Genomic DNA, 15,478 nt, shown 5'->3' with positions numbered 1-15,478 from the left:
CCCCCGTTTTTTTATGTCCGAATTCTTTTGCGCGAAAGATGGCGTAATGCGGTCAAGCGCGTGAATCAGGGCTGATAGACACCTGATCCCGTCCCGCCGCCTTAGCCTCGTAAAGTGCTTCGTCGGCTTTTCTAATCAGCTCGTCGGGGCTGTTATCTTTGATTGGGGTAAACGACGCAACCCCGGCGCTAACCGAGACGACTCCAGATTGCGGCGAGGCTTCGTGGGGGATGGCTAATAAGCGTAAATCGCCTACGAGCCTATTCGCTAACTTCAGGGCATTGGCCTTGGACACATCGAACAGCAGAACAATAAATTCTTCCCCACCCGTGCGGGCAATCACATCGGTTTCGCGGGTGAAGCGTTTTTTCAGTAAGCCAGAAAACTGACGCAATACATGGTCGCCGCCGTCGTGGCCGTAGCGGTCGTTGTACTGTTTGAAATAATCCAGGTCGAAAACAATGGCGCTCAGGCTAAGCTGACGGCGCGATGCCAGCTTCCACAGGTAATCCAGGCGCTCTTGAAAAAGGCGGCGATTGCCAATGCCGGTGAGGGCATCTTTGTAAGAGTAGGCTTCGAGCTTGCTGGTGTGGTTGGCGACATGTTCCAGGAGCTCATTGTACTCATCGACCAGTTTGCCGAGCTCGTCATTGTGTTTGTAATTGAGTTTTTGCTGATAATTACTCGACTGCCGTATTCGTCGCATGGTCTGGGCGAGGTTTTCAATGGGGTAGATAACGGCGCGTTTCATAAGCACGATGACCACCGCCCAAGACAGCGTTGCTATGATCAGGGCCGCGACGATGGTTGGGCTGAAAATTTCGTCGTCAAAGGCGCGCGGCGCTGTTTTGAAACACATGTGTACGATAACGTCGCCGGCGTCGTTCCTGAGCAGGGAGTACAAGGTGTCATCTTCACTGCGCTGGCCCAGCCCGACGCCATAGTGCTCGCGTTGCTTGATGCTCTCATCGTGAGTCATGGCATTCACGGTGAGGCCGAGCCGTTCACCCAGCGATGCGATCAGTGCATCATCGATACGGCGCACCGCAATATATATCGACGGCAGTTTATCCGTGGTCCAGTTGGCTCGGCCGGCAGCATAGATCAGAGGGCCGTCTCCCTCGCTTAGTAGCAAGCCGGAAATACTGGCGCTGCCCTGTTGGTCAAGACGCGATACTGCCTCGTTAAATATCTCAACTTGGGTGGCGTTGTCGGGAAGGTGACGGGTTTTTTCCGCGATTTCGCCGGCTTTTACAATTCTGTTCTCACCGGATTCATCCGCGAGGATAAAGTAATCCAGTTCGCCATAGCCGCCTATATGGGCGAGTTGCAAGATTACCGGGGACCAATCGAGTTGCCCTTCAAGGCCCTGAAGCAAGCCTGCTGCCGCGTATATTCTGCCAATGCGGCTCTCCAGATTAGCGCGGTAACGGTCAACCGCCTGCTCGAAGCGATCCACGTCACGCAGGTCGGCAGCGTTCTCGATTTTCTTCAGATGAGGGTTGAGTATTAGCTCACGTGCCAGCAAACCAGAAAAAATGGTAAACAGCATGGTGCTAGCGATAATCAGAGTGGCTTTTCGGGTAAGCGTCATGAGATTACTGGATGTCCGTGTCCAAGTGCGCAAAGGATATCTCAGTGCCGCGTTGGTGGCTAACTCTCAATAGCGCTCCTTACAATTTACGTCACAGTAATATAACCCATTAAACCCGTTTTCATGTGTTCAATCACGTGACAGTGAAACATCCAGCGACCGGGGTTGTCGGCAACGAAGGCGATGCGGGCGCGTTCGTTCTTCTCCAGCAGTATGGTGTCACTCTGATAGGGGTTTACCTTACGTTTATTAGAAGACAATACAGTAAAAATCAACCCGTGTAGATGAATAGGGTGCGCATGCGGCGTGGCGTTGTGCAGCTCGGCGATATAGCTTTTGCCAAGGCTCAGTGTCGCCAGTGGTTCGGGAAGGCTATGGTGGCCGTGCGAACCCCAGGCGCGGCGGTTAATCAGCCAAAAGCTGTGGTCGGCATTTCCTTCCTGGTCAAGCGGCGACAGCGCGCCCTGCCACTCAAAGACAAAGCGCAGTAACTCGGCCTGTTCAAGATTGGGTATTGCAATCGGGTTGGGCGGCAAACTCGTCACGGTGTTTGCCTGCGGTGTTGGCGGTTTACTGTCTACCGTGCGCAGGCGACACAGCTCGACACCAAAGCGGCCTTTTTGATCGTAGAGAACAAATTCTTTACCGGGCTCCGGGGCGACAAAACCGAGATCCATACGCATGCCCGCACCCAGTGGGGTTACTTCAAAGGGGCGGTGAGGGATTACGGGGCTGCCATCCAGGGCGAGAATGCGCGGCGAATTGCCATCCAGGCGCGGTCGGTATACCCGCGTGTTGTCCATATTCAGCACGCGCAGGCGCGTGGCCTGGTTGGCGGGAATATCAATGGTGGGTTGCTGGCGGCCATTCACCGTGTTGACGGTGCCGAGTGTGCCATCGCGGAAGGCCTCTCTGGGAATGGAGAGCGGCAGGTAGTCGCCGTTTTTATCCAGCCGCCAATCTTTCAGGCCGATAATCACCTCGTGGTAGGGTTGCGGTTCCCGCTCTTCCACGATTAATACCCCAACCATTCCCATGCCGAGTTGGCGAATGGAGTTGATATGGGGGTGATACCAAAAGGTGCCCGCGTCGGGGCAAACAAAATCGTAGAGGAAGCTCTCACCCGGCTGGACAGGCGCCTGACTCAGCACCGGTACGCCGTCCATCGCGTTGTCAATGCGAATGCCATGCCAGTGAATGGTGCTGGCTTCATCCAGGTGGTTTTCGAAGCGCAGGCGCAGCCGCTCACCCTGGCGAACACGAATGGTCGGTGCGGGGAATTGTCCGTTAAAGCCCAGTATCTCGCTCTGTTTGCCAGGTACTAAGGTCGCGCTACCTCGCTCTGCGCGCAGCACGTAATCGTAGCGCTCGCCGTTGTCACTGTCGCCGTTTGGCGGCGTGGCCATCGCCAGACTAAAACGCGGCAGGCAAGTCAGTGCCGCGCCGCTCAAACCGTGTTTAACAAATTGGCGTCGTTTCATAGCGTCTCTGTGGCTAGCCGAGGGTATTGGCCAGATGTGGTGGGATCAGGCTTAAATGATTGTCCCAGCGCAGGCCCGGTAGGTAGGCCAGTGGTGACAGCTGGTCTTCACCGGCGCGGGCAGCCATTAGCTGTCCGGAGCTGCTGCTTACAATGAACTGCTTGTTGGCGGCGTCATACACGGCGCCAGCGCAATCCCGCAAGCGCCAGCTGTGCAGCAGGCGGCGCTGGGGTATTGACCACAACCCCAGCTGATTGTCGCGGGGGAAGCTGCAAAGCACATTTTGCTGATCGTCGGTGGCGACGCTGGCGACATAGTCGTTGCGCATGGCCAGCTCGGTGTTGATATCCAGTGCAAGCATCTCGCCATCCAGCCGATGGTGGTAAATGAGTGGCTTGGCGGAGGGTGTCGTTCCCTGATATTGACCGCCCACCACAACATCGCCGTTGGTATTGACATCCAAATGGCGCAAGCTCAGTTGGGCATCGGGGGAGGGGATGAATGCGACGACGCGCTGCTCCGCCAAATTCAGGTAGCTCAAACCGGGTTCAAGCGCTCCGGGGTTGAGGGTTTTACGACCACTCGCTGGCAGCGTTTTAATGCCGCCCACCGCCACCACAATGTGCTTGCCATCAGGCATTAAGGCGAGTTCGTGAGGGCCGATGCCGCCGCAATCCATGTGGCTGATTAATCGATACTGGTCGTAGCAATCGTAGACGCCAATAACGCCGCGACCGTTATCCGCAACGTGGTTTTCTGTGGTGTAAAGGTAGCGGCCATCGCCGCTTACACAGCCGTGACCGTAAAAATGGTAGCCCTCGGCGGCGTTGATTTTATGGCGAAGCTTGCCGGTTTTCAGGTCGACAACATAAATGTGGGTGCCGGGGCGACGCGCAAAAAACAGCGCTTCTGCTCGCTCATTGTGTACACAGCTATCGTGGCCACGCTCGTCACCGGGCAGCGTAAAAGCCCAGTGATCACCGTGCATTGCCCCCAGTATTGGCTGGCCCTCGGCATTGTTTGCCGCGCTGCACACCGGGCTGTAGTTGGCCTGCGCTGGGGCGGATGTGAACTGCCAAAGTGCTGCAGCTACGGGTAAACCCAGTGCACCAGCGATCAGGGTGCGGCGTTGCATACTAGTCTCCGTCGGCGCCGTTAAAACTCAGGGTGATACCCAGAGCATCCGGCAGGGCATTTTTTAGCAAGTCGAGTAATTGCTGTACCTCAGTATAAAGTGCGAGCAGCTGAGGTTTTTGCGCTGGATCAGTCGCGGCCGAGAAAAGGTCACCCTCAACGGCCTGCGCAGCGACAATGGTTTTTTCAAAGGTGCTGGTAATCTGCTCTGCCAGTTCACTGTGCTGATGCTGCCGCAGATAGTCGTCGATCCCGTATAGTTCATCTGCCAGATAAAGGCGCTGCAACGCATTGAGGTTGCCAATAATGGCTTCGCGAGAGAAGCGGCTACGCCACCACTCAAGCAGGTACACCTGGCTTAGGCCCCGGCTGTTGGCAAAGCCCAGAGGCCGCTCAAGCTTATCGCGTTTTATCAATTCGGCACCGGCAACCAGTGACTCCAAAAGCGCCGCAATGGCTTGTTGGCGGTCGGGATAAACCGGGTTTTTAGGGCCGGGCTGCGCAAAGGTGCCAAGGTAGTTTCCGTGATCGGGCAGCCAGGCTTCGTGCAGTGTTTTGCTTAACGTTTTCTGATGCTCGGCGATAGCGCTCAGCACCTGACAGCGCAACGGGGCGGTTTGATAACGATCAAGCTGAGCCGCTTTTTCATCGAACAGTAAATACTCCAGCGCACTTAAGCCTTGTACCACCACGCTCGCGTCGGCGATCGTGCTGGCGGTGAAGGAGGTGGCGTCGGCATGCTCGGCGATCAGGCCCTCGAGCTTGCGAGCGACCAGGTTTTTACGATCTGGCCAAAACTGGATTTGCCAGCTTAGATTGTCTTCCATCAGGGGGCCGAAGCTTTTTACTTGCAGCCCCGACCACGCTACCGCGCTGTGTCGCCAATGTTCTTGGGCTGCTTGTAGCCCCGCGTCGTCAAGCGATTTACAAAATGCCTGGGTGGCCTGAGAAAGCTGCTTTGCCGCCAGAGCAAAATCCCGGTGAGCGGGCAGCAAGCTGGTTTGCGCAGTGTCTTCAAGCAGCTGTTGTTCGGGGGGCGGGGTGCAGGCAGCGAGCAGGCTGAAACAGGGCAGCAACAGCCACTTCCGGCAGTGTTGTATCAGGGTCGCTGGGGTAGACATTTACAGTTCCTTTAAAAATTCGAGTAGACGGGCCTGCTGTGCTTGCGATAAGGCGTTGAAACGCTGCCTCGCGGCGCGGGCTTCGCCGCCGTGCCAGGCAATCGCCTCGCGAACACTGTTCGCGCGGCCGTCGTGGAGCAGTCGGGTATTGTCCGCCTCTGCGCTGCGGATTCCAAGCCCCCACAGTGGCGCAGTGCGCCATTCTTCGGGGCGCGCTGCGCCCTCGGCGACGCCGTCATTCAGGCCGTCGCCCATATCGTGAAGCAGCAAATCGCTGTAGGGATAAATCGTGCCGCTGGCGGTGGCGAATGTTGGACGGTGGCAGCTTGCGCAACCGATTTCGGCAAAGGTTCTGGCGGCGGGGCCATGGTGGTCAGCCCTGCTGCCGGGGATCGCTAAATTGGCAATGTAGTGTTCAACCGCGCCGAGAATCTTCGAGCTGATTTCGCTGCCATCGGGCTGGTCGGCGCCAGAGGCGCGCTCACAGCGGGCGCGGGCAGCCATTCTGTCGTTCTCAGAAGCGGCCGCGCTAATTTGGTCGCAGCGGGTGGCGCGACGTATTGCACTGTCGATGCCCATGTCCTCAGCAAAGGCCTGGGCAATTTGCTCGCGCAGCGAGGCTTGGGAAGCTTTCCAGCCAAAGCGGCCAAGCCGCCCGTTATCCAGTGTGGCCGCTCGGCCGGAAACACCGTCATTATCGCGGTCATCGACATCTTCCCAGGCCAGGATCTGGGCACGATCAATGGCGTCGAGCTTGCCCAAACCGATCAGCATGGGGGCCAAGCGTGCCGAGGCTGAAAGCTGCCGATACTCGGCGATTAGGTATTGCCGATGGGGGCGCGGCGCATGGCGGGATACTCGCCAGGCAATTCGGCCTTCCGCTGTGAAACCGGGCAGGGCGCGGTCTTGCAGTTGGCTGCCAAACAGGCTGTCTTTCGGCAGCCTCAGTACCGTTCCAAGACCTTTTGCGGGAAGTTGGCCCTGGCCATTGCCTGGGTGGCAGCCGGCGCAGCTTCGCGCATTAAATAGCGGGCCGAGGCCATCGCGTGCGGTTGTGGTTGCCGGTGACGACACCCACGGGCGGTGGGCAAAGCTGCGGCCGACGGCCCAGTCAAGTTGTTGCTGTGGGCTTAGTTCAGGCGCCGGTCGCTCAAGGGGTGGTGTGCCCCAGCTCGATAGTGGTATCAGTGCCAGGGCGACAAGGGTGAAAAAACGGTTGCGTGGCAAGGCGTTAAATCGCGTTGGGGTTGATGCCGAGGCTTGCCGCGGCGTCTTCAATGGCGCGGGTTTGGTTTGTCAGCGCTTGCAGAATACTGCCGAGCAAGTTGCGACCCTGTGCATTGCCTGGGGCGATCAACATATCGAATTTTTGTGGGCGCTCCGGGTGTTCGGCCACTTGCGTTAGCAACTGCAGGCGCGCCATGGTGGTACTCAGGGCGGCCGTTAATGCTTTGTCAGCCTGCGCTGACGATGCGGCAACCGCTTGGCTCAGCGAGGGGCCGCGAACCCAGCTGCCATCTATGCGCTGGTACTCGCCCTTATACACATTGCTGATGCCCAGGCCATTGTAGTAGTGGGACCAGTGCGTGTTGTCGCTAAAGCAGTCGTGCTCATCCTCGGTTGAGTTGGCTTCTAGGGCCACCTTGATACGCTCGCCACCAAGCTCGCCCAAACTCAGTGAGCCAATGCCGTAGAAGATGCGCGCCAGCGCCTGTTCGGTGGGCAGCGACAGTAATTCATGGCGATAGTTGTCGCCCTCGGCAGCCCATTGCTGGGTCATGTAGGCGAGGTCGCTAACGAGTAATTGTGTCGCGGCCAGCAAATATTGACCGCGGCGCTCGCAGTGCCCGTTTGTGCAGGCTTCACCCTTACTGAAGTCGGTGTAGGGGCGCTCGCCCGCACCGGCTTGATGGCCGTTGAGGTCTTGGCCCCATAGCAGGAATTCAATCGCGTGGTAGCCGCTGGTCACGTTGGCGGCATTGCCGGCCAGTTCATGTAAGTCCTGTAATAACGCCGGGGTGATCGTGGTGGCGTCTATCGCGCCGCCGCCCAGTGTAATAGTGGGGTTGGCGATGATATTCATGTCGGCGGCGATATTGCCCAGGCTCGCGGCGTAGCTTTGGTCCACGTAATCGATCAAGCCTTCATCCAGCGGCCAGCTATTGAGCTGCCCCTCCCAGTCGTCAACCACTGGGTTGCCAAAGCGAAAGGCCTCACTTTGCTGGTAGGGGATGCGCGCGGCGATCCAGGCCTGGCGCGCCGCCATTAAGGTTTTTTCTGATGGCTCGGCGAGCAGGGCCTCAACACGACTCAACAACGTTTGCGCTGTCGTTTTTGCATCGTCGAACACCGCGTGTGCCAAATTGGTGTAGTGCGTCACGATAGCGCGGCGATTGTCCGGCGCGGCTTGCGCAACGCCAAACTGGCACAGCAAGAGCAGTGTTAGCACATACTTAGTCATGAAGAGTCCTCAAGTTGGCGACGGTAAAGCAGCGGGATATTTTGCGCTAATTGAAAATGATTCGCAATTGTAATTCCTCGGGTCTGGGCGATCCGGCGGTTCAGCCCTATGCTAGACTTGGCGTTTTTTTGCGGAGTGACCTCAATGGCGTACCTTCCCCGTCGATCAGTGTTATACATGCCTGGCGCGAATACCCGCGCCCTGGAAAAGGCGCGAAGCCTCGACGCCGATGTATTGATCCTCGATCTTGAAGATGCCGTTTCCCCGTCGCAAAAGGTGCAGGCCCGCCAGCACATTCTGGATGCGCTCGCCGAAGGTGGTTACGGGCACCGCGAATTGGTGGTGCGCGTTAACGGCTTTGATACCCCCTGGGGCCGAGAAGAAATAGCCGCCTTTGCTCACGCGCCGATCTCTGCCCTGTGCTTGCCGAAAGTGGAATCCGCCGCAGAAGTGCAGGCCGTGGTGCAGCTACTTGTTCAGGAGCAAGCGCCGGAGACGCTCAAGCTTTGGGCAATGGCAGAAACGCCCAGAGGCGTATTGGCCATCGACGAGATAGCGGGCAGCCATTCGCGGCTTGAGGCCATCGTGATGGGCACCTCGGACCTGGCCAAGGAGCTTCGCGTACCGCACACTCCGGACCGGTTGGGCCTGCAGGTATCGCTTAGCCAATGCGTGCTGGCGGCGCGCGCCCACGGTTTGGATGTGCTCGATGGCGTGCACCTTAACCTCGACGATGAGGCGGGCTTTGTGCAAGCCTGTGAGCAGGGCGTGCAATTGGGCTTCGATGGCAAAACGCTGATCCACCCGAAACAGATTGCCGCGGCTAACCAAACCTTTGGCCCGTCCGAGCAACAATTAGCGCAAGCGAAAAAAATTCACCAAGCCTGGGTAGAAGCCGAGACCCAGGGGTTGGGCGTGGTTGTTGTGGATGGCCGCCTGGTGGAGTCGCTGCATGTTGACGAAGCGCTGCGAATCCTTGCCATTGGTGACGCGCTGGCGGCGCGTTAGGTCATCGTTGCGGCTTCGGTGCTGGCAGCCTGTCGAGGCTGCTGCTTTCGCAGCTGGACGATCTCCAGCATTCGGTCATCGACCCAGCTGTCCAGCCGCCAGTTTTTAACAAAGCCGCAATGCCCGCCAAAGCGCGGCGTTTCTATACTCAGCGGTTTTACCCCGCGCAGTTGCTCGAAGTCCTCGGCAATAATCATTGGGTCATCCTGGGCCGCAATAATATGGGCGGGGTTGCTCAATGTGCTCAGCAGGTCTGCGCTCAGGGCGTAGGCGCGAAAATACTCGTCGGGTTCGTTAAACGGCGTGTGGTTGGGAACAAAATAATCGTTAAAGTCCCGCAATCGTTTCATGCCGTGCAGTTGCTCAGAAAAGTTCAGCTCGGGGTAGAGCGCCAGTTTCTTTTTCAGTGAGCGCTTCCACTTGCGCACAAAATATTGTTCGTACACCCACCAGCCCTGCTCAATGGCCGCCATGGTTTTTACCGGGTCGACAACGGGGCATATCGCAATGGTTTGGTGAATGTGAATGCCCGCCTCGGTGGCCGCGGCAGCCAGTCGCAGGGCAAAGTTTCCGCCCAGTGAAAAGCCGGCGAGAAACTGCCAGTCGTGAGGGTAGTTGGCCTGTATGGCGCGCAATGCGCCCAGCACTTCTTCAAGCAGGGTTGAATTGAAAAGCTCTCGGTTTAAATGGTGGCTGGGGCCGTGGTCGCGAAGATTCAATCGAAACACATCATAGCCAGCGCGGTAGAAGGCACTGGCGGCGGAGAGCAAATAGGTCGACCGCGAGCTGCCTTCCCAGCCGTGAATCAGGGTGATTAAACCGCGACTGCGGCCCTGTTGCTGAGGGCTGTATTCACCGAGCAATTGGCTGCCATTGCCGCAGTCCAGAATCACCGACTTGCTGGCACTCTGCAATTGGCGAACCCGTGGCATCAAGCGTATTTTGCGCGGCGCCGTCGAGGCCAACAGCGATTGCACATGGGGGTTTTGCAGTAGCGCGGGTGGGGCAAATTCACTGGTGTGAGACATTGTTGAAACTACTCGATTTTTGCTAAGCCGAATGGACGATAGGCCGTGCTGGTTTGGAACTGCGACTATAGGCGGCTACTGGTGTAGCGCATGGATGCACACTCTGCGCTTCCAATAAATAATAAAGCAGTATGACACGGGAGATACTCATGACAAAAATTCTTGGCCGCCGTTCACTTTTGGCAACCGCAATCTGCGGGCTAATGTCGGCTGGTGCCGTTGCCAACGACCTCGCGCTAGAGGAAGTATTGGTAACGGCAGAGAAGCGCGAGAGTTCGCTTCAGGACACCCCCATTTCACTACTGGCATTTTCCAATGAGCGTTTGGACCGCTTCGGTATTACCGATCTGGCCGACGTGGCCGGTTTAGCACCAAACGTCACCATTACACCGTTCCCCAACAGTCGCAGCTCCCTGGTTATTTTCATGCGCGGCGTGGGTAACAACGACAGCCAAACCACCCAGGATGCCGCTGTTGGTATCTATATTGATGGCGTGTATGTGGCGCGCAGCATCGGCTTGGGCAGCGACGTTGCCGACCTGGAGCGCATCGAAGTACTGCGTGGCCCGCAAGGCACACTGTACGGCCGCAATACCACGGGCGGTGCCATTAACCTGATTACTGCAAAACCCGCTGACGAATTCGGCGTTAGCCAGAAAGTCAGTGTCGGCAACCGCGACTACTGGCAGTCGCTCACCAAAATTGAAAGCGGCAAGGTTGGTCAATTCGCCGGTAAATTCACCTACATGGAATCGGCCCACGACGGCTGGGTGAAGAACACCGGCAGCGGTGACAACTTCGGCGCTGAAGACAAAAAAGCGGGCCGCGTCGCCGTGCGTTGGGACGCCAGCGAAAGCGTTACCGTTGACTACGCCTACGACTTTTCAGAAATCGAAGGTCCACAGCAGTATTACCAGCCTACCGAGTCTTTTGTACCCGGTTTGTATCCCAACGCCAGCGATCAACGTTCTGAAACGGGCTCGTGGTCCGGCGGCGTTAAGCCCAGTAATACCGATATCTCTGGCCATAGCCTAACCGTCACCTGGGATACCGCTGTGGGTACCGTGAAGTCGATCACCGGCTACCGTGAACTGGAAGAGAGCATTGAGCAGAACTACGGCGGCGGTGCGCCCGGCTTTGCCGTGAGCGTGGATATCGACCAGGACCAGTTCTCGCAAGAGTTCCAGCTGGTCGGTGATGCCGGAGCGAATATTCGCTACGTGGCGGGCCTGTACTACTTTGAAGAAGACGGCCTGGAAGAAGAGTTTGACACCGCGCCAGTGCCGCCTACCTTTGCGATTTTCCCCGTGGAAGACCGCACCATTAAGTCTGACGCCAAGGCCTATGCGGCCTACGGGCAGATCACCTGGTCGCCTGAAGCGCTGGAGCAGCGCTTAGACGTTACCCTTGGCGGTCGCTACACCGTGGATAAGCGCTCGGCCACCAAAGACAGCAGCGTGTACTTTGTTGGCGGCGAGCAATCGGACAGCGATGAGTGGAGCAATTTCAACCCGAGCCTAACCCTGGATTACGCCTGGAGTGACGACCTCAGCACCTATGCCAAGGTCGTTACCGCCTACAAAGCTGGCGGCTATAATGTGCGCAGTACCGAAGCCGGCTTCCAGCCCCCCTTCGACGAAGAGAACATGACCTCTTTCGAGCTGGGTATGAAGTCGAGCTGGCTGAACAATCGCATCACCGCCAATGCCTCGGTATTCCACGCCGAATACGAAGACATGCAGCTTCAGCAGGTGACCAACAATGCCACCATCTTCCTCACCGATGTGTACAACGTAGGTGAAGCTGAAATCGATGGTCTGGAACTGGACGTGATGGCGGTGCTGGTGCCTGGTTTAACCATGCAGCTGTCCTACGGTTATACCGATGCAGACTTTGTTGAGTATATCGATCAGCGTAATGGCGCGCCGACCCAGGGCCAGAACATTGCTGACCAAGCGGAAATGCCCTACGCACCAGAGCACAATTACACTATTGGTCTGGAGTATCAGCGCGCGGTAGGCACTGGCGCCAACACCTCAATGCTGACCGCATCGCTGGACTACAGCTGGACTGATGAGCGTTATGGCACCGCCTTTAACGACGATATCGAAGGCTACTTCCTGGATGACTATGGCGTCGTCAACGGCCGCGTTGCCTTGTCTGGCATGACTATCGGCTCTACTGAGCTGGAAGTTGCTTTCTGGGGGCGTAATCTCGACGACGAGGAGTATAAAGTTCACTCCATCAGTTTGGGAGCGTATCAGTCGGCCTACTTCGGCGAGCCAAAAAGCTACGGTGTCGATGTAAAACTAAGCTTCTAAGTTACACAGTTGCTTGTCCAAGCGCCGCCAGCAATGGCGGCGATTTTGTTTGGGGAATATATGTTTAGAAAAATCATAATGCCGTTCTCAGGCGCTCGTTCATTGCTGCCACTTGCGCTGGGTTATAGCCTGATTACAGGCGCCCAGGCGGATGGTCTCGCATTAGAAGAAATCCTAGTCACAGCGGAAAAAAGAGAAAGCTCACTGCAAGACACGCCGATATCGCTGCTGGCGTTTTCCAATGAGCGCTTGGAGCGATTCGGCATTACCGATCTCGCCGATGTTGCAGGGTTAGCCCCCAACGTCACTATTACCCCTTTCCCCAACAGTCGCAGCTCGTTGGTGGTATTTATGCGCGGCGTGGGCAATAACGACAGTCAAACGACTCAAGACCCGGCAGTAGGGGTGTATATTGATGGCGTGTATGTCGCTCGCAGCGTCGGTTTAAGTAGCGATGTCGCCGACCTGGAGCGCATTGAAGTGCTGCGTGGCCCCCAGGGTACGCTCTATGGACGCAACACCACCGGTGGCGCCATCAACTTGATTACCGCCAAACCCAGCGACGAGTTTGGGTTTAGTCAAAAAGTCGGTGCGGGCAACCGCGGCTTCTGGCAGTCACTCACCAAAATTGAATCAGGCAAAATCGGGCCCGTTGCGGGCAAACTCAGCTACCTTAAATCCGGGCACGATGGCTGGGTAGAGAACACCGGCGAGGGCGACAACTTTGGTGAAGAGCGCAAAGAGGCCGGCCGTGTTGCACTGCGTTGGGATGTTAGCGACAGCATTACCGTTGATTACGCCTACGACTTTTCGGAAATCGAAGGGCCGCAGCACTACTACCAAAAAACCGTCACCCTCGACCCGGTTTTCTCCACGCTGTTCCAACTCAATGCGCCTGCCAACGAAGGTCGCCAGAGTAAGGGATCATGGTGGCGCAAGGCCGATCCCAGCCGCACAGAAATTTCCGGCCACTCACTGACCGTCACCTGGGACACCGCCATTGGCCAGTTGAAGTCGATTACCGGTTATCGCGAATTGGAAGAGAGCATCACCCAAGACTACGGCTCCGGTGACAAATTCTTTGAAGCAAATGTGGATATCGATCAAGACCAGTTCTCCCAGGAGTTTCAGCTGGTGGGCGATGTGGGTGAAAGCTGGCGCTATGTGGCCGGCCTTTACTACTTTGAAGAAGAGTCCTACGAAGCGGAATTTAACCGCGGTATTGGCCTGGTGCCCGGTTCCTATGAGCCGAACGAGGATCGGCAAATTGCTTCTGAGGCAGAAGCAACGGCTATTTATGGGCAGATCACGTGGTCGCCCGCGGCATTGGCCCATCGCTTGGACGTGACGCTGGGCGGGCGCTACACCGTCGATAAGCGAGCGGCGACCAAGGACAGCTCCATCTACTTCGCTAATGGCGAGCAGTCGGGCAGTGACGAATGGAGCAACTTTAATCCAAGCCTCACGCTGGACTACGCCTGGACAGACCAAGTCAGCACCTTTGCAAAGGTTGTTACCGCTTATAAAGCCGGCGGTTATAACGTTCGCAGCACGGAGGAAGGTTTTCAGCCGCCCTTCGACGAAGAGAATATGACCTCCTACGAGCTTGGTATTAAGTCGAGCTGGCTGGATAACCGCATGACCCTGAACGCGGCGATTTTCCACGCCGAGTATGAAGACCTGCAAACCCAGCAAATTACTGACAACAGCACCATTTTCCTCACCGACGTTTACAACGTGGGCGAGGCCGAAATTGACGGTTTCGAAATGGACCTGATGGCGGTGCTGGCGCGCGGTTTAACCCTGCAAATTTCCTACGGCTATACCGACGCCGACTTTATTGAGTACTTGGATCAGCGCGAGACCGTTGCCAGCCCGATTCCCGGTCAGAACATGGCTAACCCCGACTTCGGTAAAAACGTCGCCGACCGCACAGAGATGCCCTATGCGCCCGAGCACAACTACACCGTTGGGCTTGAATATCAGCGCCCGCTAAGCGGCGGCAATATCCAAGGCGGCGCGATGCTAACGGCTTCCGTTGACTACGCGTGGACCGATGAGCGTTTCGGCACCGCCTTTAATGACGATATCGAAGGTTTCAAAATGGATGATTACGGCATCGTCAACGCGCGCCTGGCCCTGTCAGACATCGCGGTGGGCGCCGGTGATCTTGAAATCGCAGTATGGGGGCGAAACCTCGACGATGAGGAATATAAGGTTCATGCCATCAGTCTGGGGCTCTATCGTTCCGCGATTTTTGGCGAGCCAAAGAGCTACGGCCTCGATCTCAAGTTGAGCTTTTAAACCATTATAAGAACGTAAGTGCCGCCCACTCGGGTGGCTCTTTTGGGGAAGTGAATATGTCGTATGGAAAGTTAGCGCTGGAAGCCAGTCGTAAATCGGGCGAATACGTGGCAGCGGGTAACCGCGAGGCGTGGCTGGCATTGTTTGCCGATGAAGCCGTCGTACAAGACCCGGTCGGCGTCTCCCCACTGGACCCAACAGGGCTGGGGCACAAAGGCAAAGACGCGATCGCCGCGTTTTGGGATATGATCATTGCCCCCGGCAGTATCGATTTTACTATCCTGAGCTCTCACCCCGCGGGCGATGAATGTGCCAATGTTGTTCATATGGAAAACACCATGCCCGGCGATATGAAAATTATCGTGGATATGGTGGTGGTCTACACCGCCAATGCCGAGGGTAAAATCACCTCCTTGAAAGCCTACTGGGACTACGATGCGGTCATGGCGCAGATGGCATAGCGACCACTCCAGCGCAGCATCGTTATTCATTACTCATCGCTTGTAAGGATGCTGAGCTAGTCTATGCGTGAAGAACTTGCCGGTTTTATCTGTCCGCGCTGTGGTCATCCTCACGACCCGGATGCTATTAACCCCGAGGGGTTTACCTGTTGGGAATGCCCCAAGTGTGAGACGGAGATGCGTATACATATTACGCCGGATCGGGCTCGGCGGCAGCGTTATGAGAGGAACGGGGAAGAGGGCAGCTAAGCGGCTCCATACACGCAATACCTGTTTATCTATCTTGGCTCCGTTTTGATGCCCTGCGACGGCGTTAAGGGGAGGGCGGTGTTGCCCGACCTGTAGGAGCGGGCCTGACCGCGACCAACCCGTAGCGCCTGTAGGAGCGGTTTCAACCGCGATTAGGATATGTGGTCCCAGCTCTGATGGTCTAACGAAAAGTTCATTCTCGCGGTTGCTGGTAGCACTGGTTTCGCCCTTGCTGGGCGACCTACTTATTTTTATGCGAAAAATAAGTAGGCAACAAAAGCGCACCCCGCACCACTGTCGTCGGCTGTCGCCGCCG

The 15,478-nt window shown here is 56.8% G+C and carries 12 protein-coding genes; 5 read left to right on the top strand and 7 right to left on the bottom strand.

The genetic code is table 11. The features are described from left to right. Positions 1 to 52: 52 nt before the first annotated feature. The 6 genes from B3K78_RS12975 to B3K78_RS12950 form a co-directional block, all read right to left on the bottom strand. Positions 53 to 1,594: a GGDEF domain-containing protein gene (locus tag B3K78_RS12975; RefSeq protein WP_286695781.1), complete on the bottom strand. Its 1,542-nt coding sequence runs from the start codon at positions 1,592 to 1,594 to the stop codon at positions 53 to 55. 86 nt (positions 1,595 to 1,680) lie between these two features. After that, positions 1,681 to 3,075: a multicopper oxidase family protein gene (locus tag B3K78_RS12970; protein WP_286695780.1), complete on the bottom strand. Its 1,395-nt coding sequence runs from the start codon at positions 3,073 to 3,075 to the stop codon at positions 1,681 to 1,683. Positions 3,076 to 3,088: 13 nt separating this feature from the next. Further along, entirely contained in the window at positions 3,089 to 4,210 is a 1,122-nt protein-coding gene (locus B3K78_RS12965) for a DUF1513 domain-containing protein (protein WP_286695779.1), read from the bottom strand. Position 4,211: 1 nt separating this feature from the next. Then, entirely contained in the window at positions 4,212 to 5,330 is a 1,119-nt protein-coding gene (locus B3K78_RS12960) for an imelysin family protein (RefSeq protein WP_286695778.1), read from the bottom strand. Then, on the bottom strand, positions 5,331 to 6,608 hold the full coding sequence (locus B3K78_RS12955) for a di-heme oxidoredictase family protein (RefSeq protein WP_286695777.1): 1,278 nt from the start codon (positions 6,606 to 6,608) through the stop codon (positions 5,331 to 5,333). It abuts the gene before it with no gap. Beyond that, positions 6,562 to 7,791: an imelysin family protein gene (locus B3K78_RS12950; RefSeq protein ID WP_286695776.1), complete on the bottom strand. Its 1,230-nt coding sequence runs from the start codon at positions 7,789 to 7,791 to the stop codon at positions 6,562 to 6,564. The genes B3K78_RS12955 and B3K78_RS12950 overlap by 47 nt, the downstream gene beginning before the upstream one ends. Before the next feature lie 144 nt (positions 7,792 to 7,935). On the opposite strand from B3K78_RS12950, the gene B3K78_RS12945 reads away from it, so the two are divergent. Next, a complete protein-coding gene (locus tag B3K78_RS12945; RefSeq protein ID WP_286695775.1) occupies positions 7,936 to 8,799 on the top strand; it encodes an HpcH/HpaI aldolase/citrate lyase family protein in 864 nt (287 codons plus the stop codon). On the opposite strand, the gene B3K78_RS12940 is transcribed toward B3K78_RS12945, so the two are convergent. Beyond that, entirely contained in the window at positions 8,796 to 9,827 is a 1,032-nt protein-coding gene (locus tag B3K78_RS12940; protein ID WP_286695774.1) for a YheT family hydrolase, read from the bottom strand. The genes B3K78_RS12945 and B3K78_RS12940 overlap by 4 nt on opposite strands. A gap of 149 nt (positions 9,828 to 9,976) precedes the next feature. Between B3K78_RS12940 and B3K78_RS12935 the strand changes: the two genes are divergently transcribed. The 4 genes from B3K78_RS12935 (at position 9,977) to B3K78_RS12920 (ending at position 15,162) form a co-directional block, all read left to right on the top strand. Next, complete coding sequence (locus tag B3K78_RS12935; protein ID WP_286695773.1) at positions 9,977 to 12,148, top strand: TonB-dependent receptor; 2,172 nt, start codon at positions 9,977 to 9,979, stop codon at positions 12,146 to 12,148. 60 nt (positions 12,149 to 12,208) lie between these two features. Then, the gene (locus tag B3K78_RS12930) at positions 12,209 to 14,452 is read left to right on the top strand and encodes a TonB-dependent receptor (protein WP_286695772.1); all 2,244 of its coding nucleotides are present in this window, start codon (positions 12,209 to 12,211) and stop codon (positions 14,450 to 14,452) included. Between the two features lie 56 nt (positions 14,453 to 14,508). Then, entirely contained in the window at positions 14,509 to 14,913 is a 405-nt protein-coding gene (locus B3K78_RS12925; protein ID WP_286695771.1) for a nuclear transport factor 2 family protein, read from the top strand. A 63-nt stretch (positions 14,914 to 14,976) separates the two neighbouring features. Then, positions 14,977 to 15,162, top strand: coding sequence for a hypothetical protein (locus tag B3K78_RS12920; protein ID WP_286695770.1), 186 nt, complete (start codon positions 14,977 to 14,979; stop codon positions 15,160 to 15,162). The last annotated feature ends 316 nt before the right edge of the window (positions 15,163 to 15,478 follow it).

The organism is Spongiibacter sp. UBA1325 (assembly GCF_002306875.1).
In the GTDB taxonomy this organism is placed as follows: Bacteria; Pseudomonadota; Gammaproteobacteria; order Pseudomonadales; family Spongiibacteraceae; genus Spongiibacter; species Spongiibacter marinus.
Note: the sequence above shows the minus strand (reverse complement) of the source record. Positions and strands in the feature narration are given on the sequence as shown.